Genomic DNA, 18,532 nt, shown 5'->3' on the forward strand with positions numbered 1-18,532 from the left:
ACGGCAGCGCGACCGGCGAGGATTTTAATGACAAAAGCACGCGACTTCCTGGGACCGTACCGGCTGGTGCGGCTGATTCGCCTCGGCAGCACCTGCCAGGTCTGGGAAGCGATCGACGAATCCACCCAGGAGCGGTACGCGCTGAAAGTGCTGCGGAACGAGAGCCGCAACGACAAAGCGGCCATCGCCTCGCTGAAATTCGAGTACGAGGTCGCCTCGTCGATGAAGAACAGCAACCGCGTGATCCAGGTCCACGACTACCGCGTCGAGAGCGGGACGGCGTTCCTGGTGATGGAACTGTTCAGCGAAATGAACCTCAAGCAGGCGCTCCGCCGCGGCCCCGACGCGATCGCCTATCTGCTCGACACGATCGTCGACCAGGCAGCCGAGGGGCTGTTCTTCATGCACACCAAGGGCTGGATCCACCGCGATATCAAGCCCGACAACTACCTGGTCGGCAGCGACGGGACGACCAAGCTGATCGACTTCACGATCGCCGAAAAGAAACGCACCGGGCTCAGCAAACTGCTCTACAAGGCGAAAGTGCAGGGGACCCGCAGCTACATGTCGCCCGAGCAGATCCGCGGCAAAGTCCTCGACGAGCGGGCTGACGTCTATTCCTTCGGCTGCATGGCGTTCGAGATGGTCACCGGCAAACCACCCTACACCGGGACTACGCCGAACGACCTGCTCAACAAACACCTCACCGCTCAAGTCCCCAGCCCGATCGTCGCTAACGACAACGTCACGAGCGAGTTCGCCGATTTGACCAAGCGGATGATGGCGAAGAACCCGGACGAACGCCCGGCGTCGATGTACGAGTTCCTCAAGGAATTTCGCGTGACGCGGGTGTTCAAAAAACCTCCCCGCAAGCCGGACGTGACCGTGTTCGACGACATCCCGTCGTTCCGCAGCCCCGACCAGCTAACCAAAAAATAATCGCAGTTAACCAAACCGTAATTGGGCGAACCCGAGAATGGATTTAGCACCAGGTTTAGAATTCGAACGCGAGGTCTTCCTGCTCGAAACGCAACTCGCGGAGCTGGAAAAACAGACCGACCGCACCCCCGAAGCCGAAGAGACGATTCGTCGACTCCGCGGTGAGGTCAACGATGCCCTCCGCGCGCTGTACTCAAATCTCGATCCGTGGCAGACGGTCCAGGTGGCGCGGCACAAGAACCGACCTTACACCCGCGACTATTTGAATCTGGCATTCGATGAGTTTGTCGAACTGCACGGCGACAAACACTTTGGCGACGACCGGGCGCTGCTCAGCGGGTTTGCCAAGATCGATCGCTTCAAAGTCATGATCGTCGGGCACCACAAAGGCCGGACCTACAAAGAACGCGCGGCGAGCCACTTTGGCTGCGCGCACCCCGAAGGCTACCGCAAGGTGATGAGCAAGATGCGGCTGGCGGAAAAGTACAAGCTGCCGCTGATCTGCCTGATCGACACCCCCGGCGCCTACCCGGGCATCGGCGCTGAGGAACGCGGCCAAGCCCAGGTGATCGCCGAGAGCATGTTCAAGATGAGCCGCCTGCAGACGCCGGTGATCTGCGTCGTGATCGGCGAAGGCGGTTCAGGCGGCGCCCTGGGGATCGGCGTCGGCGACCGCGTCGCGGTCCTCGAGCACGCTTACTACTCGGTGATCAGCCCCGAAGGCTGCGCCGGGATCCTCTGGAAGAGCCACCAGTACGCTCCCAAAGCCGCCGCCGCGCTGCGATTTACTTCACGCGATCTGCGGGGCCTGGGAGTCGTCGACGACGTGCTCCCCGAACCGCTCGGCGGCGCCCACCGCGACCATCGCCAGATGGCCGCCTGCCTGAAGAGCTACCTGACGCGGACACTCACTCAGCTCGAAGCCAAACCGATCGACGAACTGGTCGACGAGCGCTACGAGAAGTTTCGGCGGATCGGCCAGTTCATCGAAGAACCGGTCGCACCAGCCGCCGCGAGCTAGCGTCCGGTTCCATCAGCCGCCGCGAGCTAGCGTCCGGCTTCCAAAACAGATCGGGGCACGCAACCGCCCCGATTTCGCCCCACCAGCAACGTCCGATAATGCCCCTTATGTTGCATTCGAACCGGGGTTTTTCCAGGGAAACAGCGATTTCCGCCCCCGGCGACCCGGCCACTGCCCGGTCACCCATCAGCCGCCGGGCGCTAGCCCCCGGTTCCCACAATCGCGGACGGAACCGGACGCTAGCGCGTTGCGGCTGATGCAGATGGAACCGGACGCTAGCGCGTTGCGGCTGATCACGGACCCATCAATCGCATCGGCGGCAGACCGCTTGGCTGCTGGGCTCGCTGCGGCACGTAATCCCGGAGCGATTCGAAGCTCTCGGGCGTCCACCGCTGAGGGTCGATCGGCAGCGGCGACTGGCTCGCCGCGTCTTGCCAGAACGAATCCGGAAGCAGCCCATCGGACGCGCCTCCCGAGGAGATCGGAGAGTCGCTCCCCGGCGTCCATGGAAAGCCACCCCCAGCACCAGGCTCCACCGATTCAGCAACCCCGCCGACTCGCTCCTCAAAGCTGTCGATGTACGGGGCGACGACCTCGTGCAACTCTGGCGGGATGATCGCGTCGCTCTTATCGAGAGCCTTGGCTATGTAGTAGCCACTCTTGGAGTGCACGATCGTCTCGCGGTGGCTTTGCCCCAGGAGGGTCACCGCGAACATCGTGATCAGGATGCAGAACAGAGCCCCTTTGGCGAGCCCGAAGGCGGCCCCGATCTGGCGATCGAAATCCTTCAGCTTCATGCGGTCGATCGAGCGACTGACCATGCGGAAGGCGACCCAGATGATCAGCGAACTGCCGACGTACAGGATCAGCATCGCCAGGAACATATTCCAGGGCGGATCGGCCTTGATCGATTCGCTAAAAGGCTGGCGAAACTTGTAGGCCACGATGTAACTAACAACGATCGATGCAATCGAGGCGAGCTGCCAAGCAAAACCCTTGATGGCACCGAACAGCGTGGCGCCAGCCAGGACGACCAGCATCAATATGTCGTAAGTCTCCATAACCGCCTGCCTCCGTGCATGAATGGATGCCTCGAGTATAGCGAGCGGTTTAGGCGGCACGAAGACCAATTCGCCTTGGCAGGCAATGGGCAGGGCGGTTACAGAGGGAAATACTAGGCCGACTTTCCCAAGCACTCGGAACCGTTCCCGCGTGGCTGATTTCAAGACCCACATTACCGGCAGCACGATCGTCGGAGCCGCTTACGGCTACTGGGGGTCGGCCACGCAGGCGATGCCGATCGAGAGCTCGCTGGTGGCCGCTGGCCTGTGCTCGGTCAGCGGAATGCTGCCCGACCTGGACAGCGATTCGGGAGTCCCGGTCCGCGAGGCGACGATGTTTGCTTCGGCGGTGGTGCCCATGTTGGCACTGGGCCGATTGCGAGAATTGAACTTATCGCCCGAAGCCATGGTGCTGGCGGCGGGACTCATCTACGTCACGCTGCGGTTTATCATTGCGGAGATATTTAAGCGCTACACAGTCCACCGCGGCATGTGGCATAGCATTCCAGCGGCCGCTTCCGCGGGACTGGTCGCCTATTTGATCATGCCGTCGATGGAAGAGCATATACGCATCTATAAAACCGCTGCCGTAGTGCTGGGCTTTATGGTGCATCTGATATTGGATGAGATCTGGGCCATCCATTTTCGCGGCGGTCGATTTCGACTGAAGAAATCATTCGGCACGGCGCTCAAATTCTGGGGCCCCAAGTTCGGAGCCAATTTTTCGGTTTATGCCAAGTTGATACTTCTGCTGTATCTGGCATACCACGACACAAACTTGTTTGATCAAGTGCACCGCTTTCGACTCAGATCCAACGAGCGCCCCTCGGAATTGAGATGGGACGATGAGTTAGCCAATCGGCTGACGCCCTGGCGTTAGAACGAATCCCCTAATCGTTTAACGGCAAGCCGAAGGCGACTGCTTTTAAAACACCGACGCCTGCGGCTTGCCGTTAAACGATTTTGTTCAAGTCCCCGGAAACCGGACACTAGCGAGTGGCGGCTGATCGCTCGCGGGTATCGATCAGGATCGTCACCGGGCCGTCGTTGACGAGCTGCACTTTCATGTCGGCGGCGAAGATTCCATATTCGACATGCACCCCCTGCCCTTGCACGTAGGCTCCCAAGGCTTCGTAGAGTCGCTTGGCTTGCTGCGGTTCTTCGGCGGCTGTGAAGGCGGGCCGCCGTCCTTTGCGGCAGTCGCCGAGGAGCGTGAATTGACTGACCAACAGCATCGCTCCGCCGGTGTCGATTAAGCTGCGGTTCATTTTCCCCGCTTGGTCCTCGAAAATCCGTAGATGGATCAGCTTGTCGGCCAGATAATGCAGCTCCGCTTCGGTATCGCCTTGCTCGACTCCCAGCAGCACGAGCATCCCGGAGCGGATCTGGCCGACGACCGATTGATTCACGGTGACCTGACACTCGGATACTCGCTGAACAACGGCTCGCACTTTCACATCTCCTAAATTATCCACATCCACTGCCGCACATGCCCTACCTATTTACCTGCCCGCACTGCAAGACCGCGACCATGGTCGACGATCGGTACAGCGGTCAAACTGGTCGCTGCGTGACCTGCGGCCGCGAGATCACGGTGCCCGCTTTTCGCGCTGCGAGCAACGCGAGCAACGCGAGCAACGCGAGCAAGGCGCGGGGTGCGGAGGGATGGGGACTCGGCGGGCTGCGATTTGGAGGAATGCGGGCGTTTCGCTGGGCGCTGGCGGGCGTTGCCGCAGTGGTGATTGTCGGAGCGGTCGCTTTGGTCACGATCCGCTATGGCAGCCAAGGCATTCAGACGCTGCAAGAAAATCGGCTGCGAGGAGACTGCATTCGCAATCTGGAAAAGATTGCCGCGGCGATGAATGCCTATGCCGAGGATTATGGGAGCTATCCCCCGCCCGTCACTTTGGCCGCCGATGGGACGCCCCTGCACAGCTGGCGCGTCCTCGTACTCCCCTACCTCGGCTATCAAACCCTGTATGACGAATTTGATCTGGAGCAGCCCTGGAGTTCAAATGCGAACCGCCAGCTGATTTTCCAGATGCCTGAGGAGTACCGTTCGCCGGTCGCCTCGGCCGCGTCGGGATACGAAACTTACTATGCCCTGGTCACGGGCCCCGACACGCTGTTCCCGCCGGGCGGGCCGCTCGGGCCCGACGGCGTCACCGACGATCCGGCCAAGACGTTGTTGATCGTCGAGGCCGCGCAACCTCCTTCGCTCTCGCTCGATTGGACCGAGCCGGGCGACCTGGACTTCGCGACGATGTCCACGACGATCGGCAGCGACCTGGGGGGCCACCACGGAGGAGGCGTGCCGGGCGGCGGCAGCCACCAAGCGAGCGGCGCGACGGCGGTGACGGTCGACGGCCGCGGGCAGTGGCTGCGCGAGACGCTCGAGCCGGCAGTGGTCCGAGCGCTGGTCACCCCCCGCGGCGGCGAGGGGCTGCCCGACGACGTGCTGGACTGAAGGACCACTCCCCTGCCCTGGCGCGGTCGCTCAGTAGGTGCGAGGCGAGACGCGACCTTGCACGCGGCTCGGCAGTCCCTGGATGCGGAGGAAGCCCTCGGCGTCGTCTTGGTTGTACGAGCCGCCCCCTTCCATCGTGGCGATCTCAGCGTCGTAGAGGCTGTTGGGGCTACTGCGACGAACGACGGTGATGTTCCCTTTGTAAAGCCGCAGGGTGACTTCGCCGGTGACCGGCCGCTGGGCCTGGCGAATGAACGCCGACAGCGCGTCCATCTTGGGCGTGTACCAGAATCCGTAGTACACCATCTCGGCGACTTCGGGAGCGAGACGATCGCGGAGGTGGACCAAGTCGCGGTCGAGAGTCAGCTGTTCGATGTACATCAGGGCGTCGTACAGGACGGTCATCCCCGGCGACTCGTAGACCCCCCTGCTCTTCATGCCCACAAACCGGTTTTCGATGATGTCGATCCGCCCGATGCCGTTGCGGCCGGCGATCGCGTTGAGCGACTCGACCATCTCGAGGGCCGAGACCGAGGAGCCATTGAGGCTGACCGGCACGCCCGACTCGAATCCGATCGTGACTTCCTCGGCTTTGTCGGGAGCCTGCTCGGGACTGACCCCCATGCCGAAATCGACCAGGTCGACGCCGCACACATCGAGCTCTTCGAGGCTGCCCGCTTCGTAGCTGATGTGCAGCACGTTCTCGTCGCTGCTGTAGGGCTTCTTGGTCGTCGCTTTGACCGGAATGTTTTTCGCTTCGCAGTAGGCGATCAGCTCGGTGCGGCCCGGGAACGCTTCGCGGAAGGCGGGGATCCGCCAGGGAGCGATCACCTCGACGGTCGGGTCGAGCGCTTCGGCGGCCAGTTGGAAGCGGCACTGGTCGTTCCCCTTGCCGGTTGCGCCGTGGGCATACGCCTTGGCACCGACTTCGCGAGCGACCTGCAGGCAGACTTTGCTGATCAACGGCCGCGCAATCGAGGTTCCGAGCAGATAGATTCCTTCGTACTTGGCTTGCCAGGAGAGAACGGGAAAGGCAAAGTCGCGGCAGAGCTCTTCGCGGACATCGACGATCCGAGAAGATTTCGCGCCGCAATTCTGCGCCTTCTCCAAGGTCGCCTGGCGGTCCTCACCCGGCTGCCCCAGGTCGACGTAGACCGCGTGGACTTCGTAACCTTGGTCCTGCAGCCAACCGAGGATGACCGAGGTGTCGAGACCGCCTGAGTAAGCGAGTACACAGCTTTTCATGGTTGCCTTTCCGGTGGACGCGTTTGCCGCGATGCTGACGGAGGTGCTGGTTGCGAGGGTTGGATCGAGCCGCCTATTGTGCAAGCGACAGCCGCAAACTGACAACACGGGGCAAAGCGTCTATATGTCGGAAACAGGAAGAGTGCCGCCGGAGCCGCATGGTGCGGGGCGGGCGATGGCTCCAGTCGAAGGGGCCACGGTCGATACGGGCCGGCAAATCCGCTGCGGGTTTGGCGAAGTGATCTACGGCGAAGGCAAATCGGCCGAACTGATCGCGCGGATCGCCGATCCCTTGCTCAAGGTCCAGCGAGAAGTGCTCGTCACGCGACTCGACGCCGCCGAGGCGGAATGGCTGGCGACGCGGTTTGTCCACACCCGCTATCGACCAGCGGCCCGCACGCTCCGCATCAGCCTCCAGGAAGTCGTCGACCCGGACCGCACGACGCACCCGGGCTCAGCGGTCGTAGCGGTCGTCACCGCCGGAAGCACCGATCGGCCCGCAGCCGAGGAAGCCCGCGAGACGCTCGCTTGGATGGGAGTCCCCACCGAGTGGTTCGAGGACATCGGCGTGGCCGGGCCCCAGCGGCTGCAGGCGGCGGTTCCCCGGCTCACCGGTTGCGACGTGATCGTGGTCGCCGCCGGGATGGAAGGAGCCCTGCCGAGCGTTGTGGCGGGCTATGTTAGCTGTCCGGTGATCGCACTGCCGACCAGCACCGGGTACGGAGCGGCCCTCGGGGGACTGACCGCGATGATGGGGATGCTGACCAGCTGCGCCGCTGGCGTGGCGGTGGTCAACATCGATGCCGGCTTCAAAGCGGGCTACTTGGCGGGGATGATTGCCACGCGGAAGTAAAGCCACGCGGAAATAAGTTGCGGAAGTACTCGGTCCAGGTTCGGAAGCCCAGCATGAACGACTCCCCCTCCCCTGCCCCGCCCTCGCAACTCGCCCGCCGCCAGCCGGAGAGCCACAAGGGGGATTACGGCCGCGTGCTGCTCGTCGGAGGTTCGCGCGGGATGGCCGGAGCGATCTCGCTGTCGGCGATCAGCGCCCTGAAGGTCGGCTCCGGACTGGTCACGCTGGCCGTCCCCGACCGCTGCCTGGAAACCGCCGCCGCGTTCAATCCCTGCCTGATGACCCACCCGCTGTCGGATACGCCGGCCGGTACGTTCGCCGAACCGGCGACCGAAGAATTGGAAGCGTTGGCCAGGAAATTTGACGCGTTCGGAGTCGGCCCCGGAATGGGAACCGGTCCGGGAGCGATCCGCCTGACCCGCTGGGCGCTCGAGTCGGGGCGACCGATGGTGCTCGACGCCGACGCCCTCAATGCGCTCGCCGAAATCCGCGCTTGGCGCTCGCTGCTGCGAGGCCCAGCCGTGCTGACGCCGCATCCGGGAGAGTGGCAACGGATCTGTGGCGAATCGCCCAAAGACCGCGCCGCCCAGCGTCGTGCGGCGGTGGAAGTGGCCGCAGCCAGCGGCGCTGTCGTGCTGCTCAAGGGCGCCCAAACGTTTGTCACCGACGGCTCGCGGGAATACACCAACGCCACGGGGAACCCCGGCATGGCCAGCGGCGGCGCCGGCGACGTGCTGACCGGCGTCGTCGCTTCGCTCCTCGGCCAAGGACTATCGCCGTTCGAAGCCGCTTCGCTCGGAGCGTGGATCCACGGGACCGCGGGCGATCTGGCCGCCGAAGAACTGGGGATGGCCGGCGTGACCGCAGTCGATATCGCCGCCGCCCTCCCAGCGGCCGTGGAACTGGCCACCGAGTGAACTGGCCACACGGGGTGAACCGGCTACACGGGGTGAACCGGGGCTGATAAAAATGGGCGTTCTCCCGCTCTAGAATCGCGTCTCCACTCCGCAGCACATTTGCCCTCCCCGCTCGTTCCTCGCGACCCTCCCGGGGGGAGGATAACGGCTGGGGCAGATCGTCCGTCCGTTCCCCGCCACCGATTTGCCGCCGTGACGTTGATTTCCGATTTGCAGCACGTGCCTTCAGCGGCGCGCGGGGGAGCGGTCAGCGTGGGGAATTTCGACGGGGTCCATCGCGGGCATGCGGCTCTCGTCGCTCGCCTCCGCAAGCTGGCCGATACGCTCGCCGGTCCGGCCGTGGTGATGACGTTCGACCCCCACCCGGCCGCCCTGCTCCGCCCGGGGAGCGAACCGGTGCGGCTGACGGAGATCGAGCGGCGAGCCGAATTGCTTGGACGACTCGGGGTCGATCACGTCGTGGTCTGCCGGACGACGCAGGCACTACTGCGGCTCTCAGCACGCGAGTTTTTTGACCAAGTGCTGCTCGCGCGACTCGGCGCGCGAGGGATCGTGGAAGGGCCCAATTTCTTTTTTGGTCGTGATCGGCAAGGAAACGTCGAGCGGCTGAAGACGTTCTGCGACGACACGGACGTCGCCTGCGAGATCGCCGAGGCGACGGTCGACGCCGAGCAACTCGTCAGCAGCACCGAAGTCCGGCGGCGGATCGCGGACGGCGAGATCGACGAAGCCAATCGGTTGCTGACCGCTCCCTATCGGATCAGCGGCGTCGTCGTCCGCGGCGACCGGCGAGGGGCCGCGCTCGGCTTTCCCACGGCAAACCTCAGCGACTTTCGGACGCTCGTCCCCGGCCCCGGCGTCTACGCCAGCCGCGTCGAGTTGCCCCACATTCCGGGCCGCTCTTTCTTGGCGGCGACCCACATCGGTCCGAACCCGACGTTCGAGGAGCGGGGGCAATCGAAGGTTGAGGTCCATCTGCTGGACTTCCAGGGGGACCTGTACGGCCAGAGGCTGCAGGTTGACTTCGTCGGACGGGTTCGTGACATTGCCCGGTTCGAATCGGTCGAATCGCTCGTCGAGCAACTCCATCGCGACATCCACGCCGTCCGCGAAACCTGAAACCTGCTACCTGAAACCTCCGCTCATGAGCGTCAACTGGCCCGCGTTTGTCAAAACCATCGAGCAGCACCAAAGTTTCGTGCTGACCAGCCACATCCGGCCCGACTGCGACGCGTTGGGGAGCGAGCTGGGGATGGCTGGAGTGCTGCGGGCCCTCGGCAAGGACGTGCAGATCGTCAACGCCCACCGCACTCCCCCGGCTTTGCAGTTCCTCGATCCGGCCAGCCGCATCGATGTGCTCGGCGAGACGATCGAAGCGGAAGATGTCCGCGCGGACTGCCTGATGGTGCTCGACACCAGCGCCTGGCCACAGCTCGGTGACATGGGGGAAGTGATCCGCAAGATGGCGGCTCAGAAAATCGTCCTCGACCACCACGTGGCCGAAGACGACTTGGGAGCGATCTTCTTCAAAGACGTGTTCGCCGAAGCGACCGGAACGCTGGTCGTCCAAGCCGCCGACGCGCTGTCGGTTCCGCTGACCCGAGAGATCGCGGTCCCGCTGTTCGCAGCGATCGCCACCGACACCGGATGGTTTCGCTTCGGTTCGGTCACCGCCGAGACGTACCGCATCATCGCTCGCTTGATCGATGCGGGGGTGGTGCCGAGTGAAGTCTACGCCGACCTGTACGAGCGTGACACGCTGGGCCGTGTGCGGCTTCGCGGCCGCATCCTTTCGCGAACCGAAGGTCGCCGCGACGGCAAACTCGTCTACACCTACGTGCTCAAAGAAGACTTCGCCGCGACCGGCGCCAATCCCTCCGACACCGAGGACGCGGTCAATCTGACGCTGGCGATCGAGGGGACGCGGGTCGCGGTGATCATGGTCGAACAGCTCCGCGGAGGCTTCAAGCTAAGCTTCCGCAGCCGCTGCGGAGTCGATTGCAGCGAGCTCGCGCGGCACTTCGGCGGCGGCGGCCACCGGGCCGCGGCAGGAGCGTTCCTCGAAGGCACGCTCGCCGATGTCGAAGCTCGAGTGCTGCCCAAAGTCGAAGAAGCCATGGCCGCCGACGGCTGCTGAGAAGCGTCAGCCTTGTCGCGGTAGTCCGAACTAGCCATCAGCCGCCGGGCGCTAGCCCCCGGTTCCCGAGAGCGCCATGGGAACCGGACGCTAGCGCGTTGCGGCTGATAGCCGTTATTCAACAAAACCAAGCCTACTCCGCTTTCCGCAGCAGGAAGTGGGTCGTCGACCAGCCGAGCTCTTCGGTTTTGACGAACCCGCCGCCCGGCTGCAGGTGGCGACGAATGACTTCGAACGGGGGCAACTGCGAGACGTCGACCTGAATCGGTTCCACCTCCCGATTCGTCTCCGTTTCTTCTTTGGCTCGCCGCAGGAGCGTTGCCAAGAGCGAATCGGACTCGAGGAACTTGCCTTGCCGAATCAGCTCGTACTTGATCCGCCAGGTCAGGTCGGTGCGGACGACCCGCTCCATCGCCCGCGACTCGCCTCCTTCGGCACGAATCGCCTCCAGGACCCGCTGAAATTCCGGAGCCGCGGCGATCGTCGCTCCGCCCGTCCGCTCGTGTTCGATGATCTCGACCAGCAGATCGGCGTGGCTCGAGAAGATCAGGTGGTTGCCGTAGACGGTCAGCGCCCACCGCTCGAGCAGCGGATCGGTCTTCTCCTTGGCCGCCGGGGTCTCGGTCTCGAAGCCGAAGTCCTCAAAGCCTTCGATATCGAACTCCGCCACATCGCCTTGGCTCGGGCGGATCTCCCAGATCAAGTGAGGTTCGTACGCATACTTGTAGACGTCCGGGTCGCCCGACATCGCATCGTTGATCGCCGCGGCGACGACCGGCGTTTCGTTGATGCGAATTGCCCCTAGCACTCGCTCGCTGGTCTTGCCTTCCTCCACTCGATTGTCGGTGAGGATGATCAGGTTGTCGTCGAAATTGGCGACCACATCCTTGGCGATGTCGATCTGGGGGCCTTCGGTGTCTTCGCGAATATCTTCGATGACTTTGCGGAAGATCTTTTCACCAAACGCTTCGTCGACCAGCGTCTCCACCGCCCAGAACGCTTCCTCCATCTTCCAGTGGGCTTGGAAAAATGACGCGGCGGTCGGCAGCACCCAGCCCGGCGGGTCCGCCATCTCGCCGTTGGGGAACTGGAGCACGCGAGCGGCCAGCTCGTAGCGCTCCGGCCCCTGGGCGGTTGGCGGAGCGAACACGAAGGCGCGGTGCAGCAGGTCGTACTCTGCGGTGGCTAACTGCAACTCGCCGCCGGCCGATTGGACGGCGTCAAAGCCCTGGTTGCGGAGCAATTTGATCACATCGACCTGGCGACCGCGATCGACTCCGGCGGCGTCGCGAACGATCGTCGCCATTCCCAGCGGACGGGCAAACCAGCGGAGCGACGCGCCTCCAGCTGCCTCGGGGGTCTCAACCGCCTCGGGGGTCTCAGCCGTCTCGAGGGTCTTTTGGGCAGCCTTGAGGGCACTGAAGACACCTTCGTAGTCGGCCGCCGCGACCAAGCTGTCAGCGACTCCCTGGTCGATGCCCGCGATCAGTGCCTGCAGCGTCTCCGGGCGGTCGGAGAGCATCAACCGCTCATCGACCGTCGCCACCACCAGTCGCTCGACGATCAGCTGACCGCGCTGCTGGGGGAGCGTGTAGAGCGTCGCTTGCTGGCCCGCGATCTCGATGGTGCTCACCTTCGCCTCGCGGCCGCGAAGCTCCTCATCGACCTTCTGCAGCAGCGCCTCGCGCTCGGCTTGGCGACCGCGGGTGTCGGCCAGCATCGCGATCGCGTAGGGCCGCCGAGGAGCGTCGTAACGCATCCAGGCAAGCACCAGTTCCCCGGAGACGGCCTCTTTCAGATCGCTCAACCGGATCCCCGAGTGCAGCCCCGAGTCGAGCCGCTTCTCGATCGCTTCCCGCTGGGACTCCAGGAACGGCTTCAGCGATTCCTCCTCCTGCAGTTCGGCCAGCGAGGTCTCCGTCCACCGCTCGAGGAACTGGGGCAGGTTGTCGATCGCAACCATCCCCTGCGTCGAATTGGGGAGCAGCGAGACGCTAGGGCGATAGCCAGCGTCGGAATCCGCAGCAGCCACGGCCTCCGCATTCTGCTGGGCGGCTGCGTCTTGGGCTGCGGCAACCGGGAGCAGCGAAGCGACTGCGAAGCAGGCCGCGGCGGAAGCCAACACGCGGCGCGGTGCGGCGAGGAATTTTGAAAAGCGAGCCGACAAAGCGGGAAGCATTTGTTGTAGTGATGTGGACGGCACCGATTCACCTTTGGGTCGTAACTGGATTCGTGGAGGCAAAGGTGCCGCGGCGGACCGCCTGTGCCGGTTTCCACTGGCACCGTATCGTATCCCAATTAGGAAAGCAGGGAAAAGATGTCCTTGAAGGGGGTTTGTGACGGTTCTGTCGCCGTTCGCCCCAGAGTCGCCCATAGTCGCCTTTCGCTCCGCGAAAGTTGTGCAGTAACGCCTCTTTCGCGGAGCGAAAGTTGTGCAGTAACGCCTCTTTCGCGGAGCGAAAGTTGTGCAGTAACGCTTCTTTCGCGGAGCGAAAGGCGACTATGGGAGCGAAAGGCGACTATGGGAGCGAAAGGCGACTAGGACGCCTCCGCAAACCGAAGGCCTTTTCTTCCAAAAATGTCTCCTCTCGCCCGCCGTGGGAGCGGGCCCGGTCTAGCGAGAAAATCCGCGATGGCGAGAATTTAGACCTCCGCAGCCGTCTTCCGATCTCCTCCACTCTCCTTCCGACACGCCAGCATCCACTGCGACATGAGCGACGAAACTCCCTACCAAAACCCCCTGATCAGCCGCTACGCCTCGCGCGAGATGGCGCACCTCTGGGGCCCCGAACGGCGGTTCCGCACTTGGCGGCGGTTGTGGGTCGCACTGGCCGAAGCCCAGCAAGAATTGGGCCTGGCGGTCAGCGACGAGCAGATCGCCCAGCTCCGCGAGTACCAGGACCGGCTGAACCTGGACGTGGCGGCCGATTACGAGCGTCGACTGCGGCACGACGTGATGGCCCATGTGCACGCCCTGGGGGATCAGTGTCCGGCGGCCCGCGGGATCATTCACTTGGGGGCGACCAGCTGCTTCATCACCGATAACGCCGACCTGATCTTGATCCGCGACGCGCTGCGGATGGTCGCCGTCCGCTTGGCCGCGGTCATCGATCGGCTCAGCCAGTTCGCCCACCGCTATCGCGACCTCCCCTGCCTCGCCTTCACCCACCTCCAGCCGGCCCAGCCGACCACCGTCGGCAAACGGGCTTGCCTCTGGGCCTACGACCTGCTGATCGACCTCGAGGAAGTCGAGCACCGGCTCGCCGAGCTGCGGGCCCGGAGCACCAAGGGAACCACCGGGACGCAGGCCAGCTTCCTGCAGCTGTTCGAAGGGGACCATGCCAAGGTCCGCCGCCTGGAAACGCGAGTGGCCGAGAAACTTGGCTTCGAATCGACCTACGCCGTGACCGGCCAGACGTACCCACGGAAAGTCGACACCCAGATTCTCGACGCCCTCTCGGGGATCGGCCAGAGTCTGCACAAGAGCGGATCGGACCTGCGGCTGCTCGCTGGCCGCAAAGAGGTCGAAGAACCGTTCGAGAAAGATCAGATCGGCTCCTCGGCGATGGCGTACAAGCGAAACCCGATGCGGAGCGAACGGATCTGCGCCCTGGCCCGGTTTGCGATCAGCCTCCAAGGAAGCGCCGCAGCGACAGCAGCCACCCAGTGGATGGAGCGAACGCTCGACGACAGCGCCAACCGGCGGCTGGTGATCCCACAGAGCTTCATGGCGATCGACGCCGCGCTGGTGCTCATGCAGAACGTCACCGATGGATTGGTCGTGTACCCGAACACGATCGCTCGCCACTTGGGCGAGGAACTCCCCTTCATGGCGACCGAAAACATTCTGATGCGAGCCGTCGCAGCCGGCGGAGATCGTCAGGAGTTGCACGAGCGGATTCGTCAGCACAGCCAAGCGGCGGCTTGGGAAGTCAAATCCGAAGGCCGCCCCAACGATCTGCTCGAGCGGCTGATGGCGGACGAAGCGTTCGCCGGAGTCGATCTCCAGGGAGCCCTCAACCCGCTCGATTTCGTCGGCCGAGCCCCCGAGCAAGTCGACGAATTTATCGCCGAATACGTCGAACCGGTCCGAGCCCGCTACTCGGGCGAAGAAAACCTCTCGGCCGAAGTGTTCGTGTGAGAAAAATCCGGTGTCCGGTGTCCGGTGTCCGGTGTCCGGTTTCCGGTTTCCGGTTTCCGGAAGAATCTCAAATCTCAGATTTCAAATTTCAGATTCTGATCTCCCGGCTCCCGGCTCCCGGCTCCCGGCTCCCGGCTCCCGGCTCCCGGCTCCCGGCTCCCGGCTCCCGGCTCCCGGCTCCCGGCTCCCGGCTCCCGGCTTCCGGCTACCGGCTACCGGTTTCCAGCTTTTCCCCTCCGGGCTGGTGGGGTTCGAACATGGTTTGTCTTGCGGTCTGGGCGGTGCCGGCGTCTTGGACTGCTCGTTCGTAGAGCTTCCGCTGGGCCCGGAAACCGTGCTGATCGCCGTCCGGCTTGAGCCGGCGGTACTGGCCGTCGGCGCCCAGCCGCCAGGTGACGAGGTTGTCGTGGAAGTAGGCGTCGAGCGTTCGCCACAACTTTTTGCGACAAGTCGGATCGAGGACGGGAATCAGCAACTCGATGCGGCGGTCGAGGTTCCGCGGCATCCAGTCGGCGCTGCTGATAAACATCGCCTCCTCGCCTCCTTGGTAGAAGTACATGATGCGGGCGTGTTCGAGGTAGCGGTCGACGATCGAGCGGACTTCGATGTTGTCGCTCAGCCCCGGAACGCCGGGGCGCAGGCAGCAGACGCCACGGATGTTGAGCTGGATGCGGACTCCCGCTTGGCTAGCCCGGTACAGGGCATCGATGACGCGGGAATCGACCAGCGCGTTGAGCTTGGCGACGATCCTTCCGCGTTGGCCTTCGCGGCACCGCCCCGCCTCGGCCTCGATCATTGCCAGCAGGCGTTTGCGGAGGGTTAAGGGAGCGGCGGCCAAATGGGTGAATTGCTGCTGTTGGCTGGCCCCGGTGACCGCGTTGAAGAAGGCCGAAGCGTCGGCGCCGAGCTCGTCGTCGCAGCTCAGCAGCGACACATCGCTGTACAGCCGGGCGGTGACTTCGTTGTAGTTCCCGGTGCCGAAGTGCAAGTAGCGGACGATTCCCTGGGCCTCGCGGCGGACGATCACGCACACTTTGGCGTGCGTCTTGAAACCTTTGACGCCGTAGATGACTTGCACCCCGGCTTGCTCCATCTCCCGTGCCCATTCGATGTTGCGGGCTTCGTCAAAGCGGGCTTTGAGTTCGACGACTGCCGTGACGTACTTGCCCCGCTCGGCCGCCCGCATCAGCGCCGCGACGATCGGACTTTTGCGGCTGATCCGGTAGAGGACTTGCTTGATCGCCAGCACATCGGGATCGGCGGCCGCCTCTTCGATCAGCCGCACCACCGGATCAAACCGCTCGTAGGGATGGACCATCAGCAGATCACCCCGGGCGATCGTGTCGAACATCGACTCCCGCGGGTCGATCATCGGGTTGCTCTGCGACGGCCACGAGGGATCGCGGTAGGAGTCAAAACCTTCGAGGCTGGAGAGCTGGAACAGGTAGGCTAGGTCGAGCGGCCCGCGGGCCCGGAAAACATCGTCGCCGCCGAGCTCCAGTCGGCTGCGGAGGAAGTCGGTCATCTCCTCCCCTGCCCTGTCGTCCAGCTCCAAGCGAATCGCATCGGAAGCCTTGCGACTCTCGAGCACCTCCCCCATCCCGACCATCAAATCCGCCGCGCTGTCCTCCCGCAGCTCGACGTCGGCGTTCCGCGTCAGGCGGAACGTGGCGCACTCGACCACCTGGCGTCCCGGAAAAAATTGCTCGATCCCATCGATCACCACGTCCTCGAGCAGCGCAAAGCAGTAGCCGCTGTCGGCCGGCAAGGAGACGATCCGCGAGAGCACGCGGCCGAGCGGAATGACGGCGTAATCCCACTCGGGAGCGTCCCCCCCACTCACTGCAGCAGCGTCACTCGCCACAGTAGCATTCGCACCCTCCGGCGGCGGAGCGAGTTCGCCAGCTCGCGAACTGCCGGCTGCTGCCGCCCCACTCCCCTGCCCTGCCCCGTTCGTCGCCACACCGCTCCCTTCGCCGCCGTCGCCCGGCGGTTCACTGGTCGGTTGATTGACCGCGAGCGGCTTGAGGCGGACGCAGAGGTGGACCTGCAGCCCAGGGAGGAGCGGAAAGGGCTGGTCGGGGGATATCGTCTGCGGCGAGAGCACCGGCAAGACGTCGCTCGCAAAGAACCGATCGGCCGCTTCGCCATGCCGGTCGCTGCTGGCGCGCAGATCAATCCGTTGGATTCCGATCGCCTGCATGGCCGGCTCGAGCTGGTCGAGCAGGATCGCGTACTGGTCGTTCTGCAAGCGATGGCAGCGGTTGGAAACGGCCTTGAGCTGCTCGAAGACAGTCATCCCGGCCGGGTCGGTCGCCGTTGGATTCTGTTCCGCCTGCATCTTCAGTCCGCCCACCCGGACCATGAAGAATTCGTCGAGGTTCGAGCCGGTGATCGCCAAGAACTTGAGTCGCTCGAGCAGCGGTTGATTCTCGTCGGAGGCTTGCTCGAGCACGCGCTGGTTGAACTCCAGCCAACTCAGTTCGCGGTTGAAATAACGGTCCGGCGGGAGCGGCTTGGGGCTGTGGAGTTTGGGGGAATTCACGATTCGGTGCGGAGAAAGGATGGGTGAGCGGGCGGACGAGCGGCGGCGGGCGAGCGTGTGCTGCCCTCAAGTGTATGCCGATCCCGTCAGCTCCGCAGACCCCACCCGGGAAAGAGGTCTTGGTTCGCAGGTCTGCCCTCGTACTGGTACTCAGCGAAGCGGTACTCGTACTCAGCGAAGCGGTACTCGTACTCAGCGAAGCGGTACTCGTACTCAGCGAAGCGGTACTCGTACTCAGCGAAGCGGTACTCGGGCCGAAACCCCGCCCCCACAATGCCTGCTAGCCCGAACGGGAACCGCACGGTCCGAGTACCGCTGCGCTGAGTACGAGTACGAGTACCGCTGCGCTGAGTATGAATGGGCTCCTGAAACCTGCTCCCTTTCTTTCGGCACGGTGTTCGCGTGAAAGCACTCCTTCGGCGGGTGCTCGTCGAGCATCGCCGAGATTCTCGAGTAGCTCCCGGGGAGTCTACGCGCATGGCTACGAACGCTTTGCTCTTTGTGGCGCTGTTGGCCGCGTCGCCCACGCAGCATGTGGTTCGCGACCGGGTGGACCTGATCGAGCTGAACCACTACTACGACGAGGCTGGTCGGCACGTGTTCGACCAGCTGATCTTTTACGACTGGAGCGAAGGGCGGCGGCGGTTCGAGGTCTGCGCCTGGCGGCTCGTCAAAAGCCGCTCGCAGCAGCCGCGGCAGGACCACCGCGAACACCTCTGGCGGGTCCTCTGGCACGACGGCGGCGTGCTTCGCAGCGTCGAAGGAGCCAGTTTCCGTGAGACCTGGACCAAGCACGATCCGGAGCTCGTCGACCGCGATCTGCTGCCGCAGGAGAGCCGGCGCGAGCTGAGCAAGCAGCCGACGAGCATGCTGCGACACATGCTCTCGTCGTTTTTTCAATGACCGACTGGGTACTCAGTACTTCTTCCGCTTCGTGAAATCAGCCGCCACGCGCTAGCGTCCGGTTCGCGCGGCGTTCTCGAGAAGCGGGGGCTAGCGCCCGGTTTGCGCGGCGTTCTCGAGAACCGGGGGCTAGCGCCCGGCGGCTGGTGCAATATGCAGGCTTACGCTTGATGAAATCAGCCGCCACGCGCTAGCGTCCGGTTTGCGCGGCGTTCTCGAGAACCGGGGGCTAGCGCCCGGCGGCTGATGCAATATGCAGGCTTACGCTTGATGAAATCAGCCGCCACGCGCTAGCGTCCGGTT

General features: G+C 63.9%; 16 protein-coding genes. 10 read left to right on the top strand and 6 right to left on the bottom strand.

Annotated features, from left to right (window positions below):
* Window positions 1–27: 27 nt before the first annotated feature.
* Window positions 28–939, top strand: a complete 912-nt coding sequence (locus GNK13_RS19065) for a serine/threonine protein kinase (protein WP_164104149.1) — start codon at window positions 28–30, stop codon at window positions 937–939.
* Between the two features lie 37 nt (window positions 940–976).
* Entirely contained in the window at window positions 977–1,960 is a 984-nt protein-coding gene (locus tag GNK13_RS19070; RefSeq protein WP_164104150.1) for an acetyl-CoA carboxylase carboxyltransferase subunit alpha, read from the top strand.
* Window positions 1,961–2,253: 293 nt separating this feature from the next.
* Here the strand turns inward: GNK13_RS19070 and GNK13_RS19075 are convergent, their stop codons facing one another.
* Complete coding sequence (locus tag GNK13_RS19075; RefSeq protein ID WP_164104151.1) at window positions 2,254–3,021, bottom strand: CvpA family protein; 768 nt, start codon at window positions 3,019–3,021, stop codon at window positions 2,254–2,256.
* A 151-nt stretch (window positions 3,022–3,172) separates the two neighbouring features.
* On the opposite strand from GNK13_RS19075, the gene GNK13_RS19080 reads away from it, so the two are divergent.
* Window positions 3,173–3,901, top strand: a complete 729-nt coding sequence (locus GNK13_RS19080) for a metal-dependent hydrolase (protein ID WP_164104152.1) — start codon at window positions 3,173–3,175, stop codon at window positions 3,899–3,901.
* Between the two features lie 109 nt (window positions 3,902–4,010).
* On the opposite strand, the gene dtd is transcribed toward GNK13_RS19080, so the two are convergent.
* The gene (gene dtd, locus GNK13_RS19085) at window positions 4,011–4,472 is read right to left on the bottom strand and encodes a D-aminoacyl-tRNA deacylase (RefSeq protein ID WP_164104153.1); all 462 of its coding nucleotides are present in this window, start codon (window positions 4,470–4,472) and stop codon (window positions 4,011–4,013) included.
* Between the two features lie 38 nt (window positions 4,473–4,510).
* Between dtd and GNK13_RS19090 the strand changes: the two genes are divergently transcribed.
* Entirely contained in the window at window positions 4,511–5,488 is a 978-nt protein-coding gene (locus tag GNK13_RS19090; protein WP_164104154.1) for a DUF1559 family PulG-like putative transporter, read from the top strand.
* A 30-nt stretch (window positions 5,489–5,518) separates the two neighbouring features.
* On the opposite strand, the gene GNK13_RS19095 is transcribed toward GNK13_RS19090, so the two are convergent.
* Entirely contained in the window at window positions 5,519–6,733 is a 1,215-nt protein-coding gene (locus GNK13_RS19095; protein WP_164104155.1) for an argininosuccinate synthase, read from the bottom strand.
* On the opposite strand from GNK13_RS19095, the gene larB reads away from it, so the two are divergent.
* The 4 genes from larB to GNK13_RS19115 all read left to right on the top strand — a co-directional run bounded on the left by larB (window position 6,732) and on the right by GNK13_RS19115 (window position 10,640).
* Window positions 6,732–7,586 (top strand): nickel pincer cofactor biosynthesis protein LarB, encoded by an 855-nt coding sequence (gene larB, locus GNK13_RS19100; protein WP_315853005.1) that lies wholly within the window; start codon window positions 6,732–6,734, stop codon window positions 7,584–7,586. The genes GNK13_RS19095 and larB overlap by 2 nt on opposite strands.
* A 53-nt stretch (window positions 7,587–7,639) precedes the next feature.
* Window positions 7,640–8,503: an NAD(P)H-hydrate dehydratase gene (locus GNK13_RS19105; RefSeq protein WP_164104156.1), complete on the top strand. Its 864-nt coding sequence runs from the start codon at window positions 7,640–7,642 to the stop codon at window positions 8,501–8,503.
* 192 nt (window positions 8,504–8,695) lie between these two features.
* Window positions 8,696–9,622, top strand: coding sequence for a bifunctional riboflavin kinase/FAD synthetase (locus tag GNK13_RS19110; protein ID WP_164104157.1), 927 nt, complete (start codon window positions 8,696–8,698; stop codon window positions 9,620–9,622).
* A gap of 25 nt (window positions 9,623–9,647) precedes the next feature.
* Window positions 9,648–10,640 (top strand): DHH family phosphoesterase, encoded by a 993-nt coding sequence (locus GNK13_RS19115; RefSeq protein WP_164104158.1) that lies wholly within the window; start codon window positions 9,648–9,650, stop codon window positions 10,638–10,640.
* A gap of 133 nt (window positions 10,641–10,773) precedes the next feature.
* Here GNK13_RS19115 and GNK13_RS19120 read toward each other — a convergent pair whose 3' ends face one another.
* Window positions 10,774–12,843 carry a hypothetical protein gene (locus tag GNK13_RS19120; protein ID WP_203329152.1) on the bottom strand — a complete coding sequence of 690 codons (2,070 nt, stop codon included), beginning with the start codon at window positions 12,841–12,843 and terminating at the stop codon, window positions 10,774–10,776.
* A 507-nt stretch (window positions 12,844–13,350) separates the two neighbouring features.
* On the opposite strand from GNK13_RS19120, the gene purB reads away from it, so the two are divergent.
* Complete coding sequence (gene purB / locus GNK13_RS19125) at window positions 13,351–14,781, top strand: adenylosuccinate lyase (protein ID WP_164104160.1); 1,431 nt, start codon at window positions 13,351–13,353, stop codon at window positions 14,779–14,781.
* A gap of 205 nt (window positions 14,782–14,986) precedes the next feature.
* Here the strand turns inward: purB and ppk1 are convergent, their stop codons facing one another.
* Window positions 14,987–17,326 (bottom strand): polyphosphate kinase 1, encoded by a 2,340-nt coding sequence (gene ppk1 / locus GNK13_RS19130; protein ID WP_164104161.1) that lies wholly within the window; start codon window positions 17,324–17,326, stop codon window positions 14,987–14,989.
* Between the two features lie 86 nt (window positions 17,327–17,412).
* Window positions 17,413–17,628, bottom strand: a complete 216-nt coding sequence (locus tag GNK13_RS19135) for a hypothetical protein (protein WP_164104162.1) — start codon at window positions 17,626–17,628, stop codon at window positions 17,413–17,415.
* 175 nt (window positions 17,629–17,803) lie between these two features.
* On the opposite strand from GNK13_RS19135, the gene GNK13_RS19140 reads away from it, so the two are divergent.
* Complete coding sequence (locus GNK13_RS19140) at window positions 17,804–18,229, top strand: hypothetical protein (protein WP_164104163.1); 426 nt, start codon at window positions 17,804–17,806, stop codon at window positions 18,227–18,229.
* The last annotated feature ends 303 nt before the right edge of the window (window positions 18,230–18,532 follow it).

The sequence above is a fragment of the Candidatus Laterigemmans baculatus genome (genome assembly GCF_010367455.1).
Classification (GTDB): domain Bacteria; phylum Planctomycetota; class Planctomycetia; order Pirellulales; family Pirellulaceae; genus Laterigemmans; species Laterigemmans baculatus.

Coding starts and splice junctions, on each gene's coding strand:
- GNK13_RS19065 (WP_164104149.1), top strand. CDS start 28: ATGACAAAAGCACGCGACTTCCTGGGACCGTACCGGCTGGTGCGGCTG.
- GNK13_RS19095 (WP_164104155.1), bottom strand. CDS start 6,733: ATGAAAAGCTGTGTACTCGCTTACTCAGGCGGTCTCGACACCTCGGTC.
- GNK13_RS19105 (WP_164104156.1), top strand. CDS start 7,640: ATGAACGACTCCCCCTCCCCTGCCCCGCCCTCGCAACTCGCCCGCCGC.
- GNK13_RS19090 (WP_164104154.1), top strand. CDS start 4,511: ATGCCCTACCTATTTACCTGCCCGCACTGCAAGACCGCGACCATGGTC.
- GNK13_RS19140 (WP_164104163.1), top strand. CDS start 17,804: ATGGCTACGAACGCTTTGCTCTTTGTGGCGCTGTTGGCCGCGTCGCCC.
- purB (WP_164104160.1), top strand. CDS start 13,351: ATGAGCGACGAAACTCCCTACCAAAACCCCCTGATCAGCCGCTACGCC.
- GNK13_RS19075 (WP_164104151.1), bottom strand. CDS start 3,021: ATGGAGACTTACGACATATTGATGCTGGTCGTCCTGGCTGGCGCCACG.
- GNK13_RS19070 (WP_164104150.1), top strand. CDS start 977: ATGGATTTAGCACCAGGTTTAGAATTCGAACGCGAGGTCTTCCTGCTC.
- GNK13_RS19115 (WP_164104158.1), top strand. CDS start 9,648: ATGAGCGTCAACTGGCCCGCGTTTGTCAAAACCATCGAGCAGCACCAA.
- larB (WP_315853005.1), top strand. CDS start 6,732: ATGGTTGCCTTTCCGGTGGACGCGTTTGCCGCGATGCTGACGGAGGTG.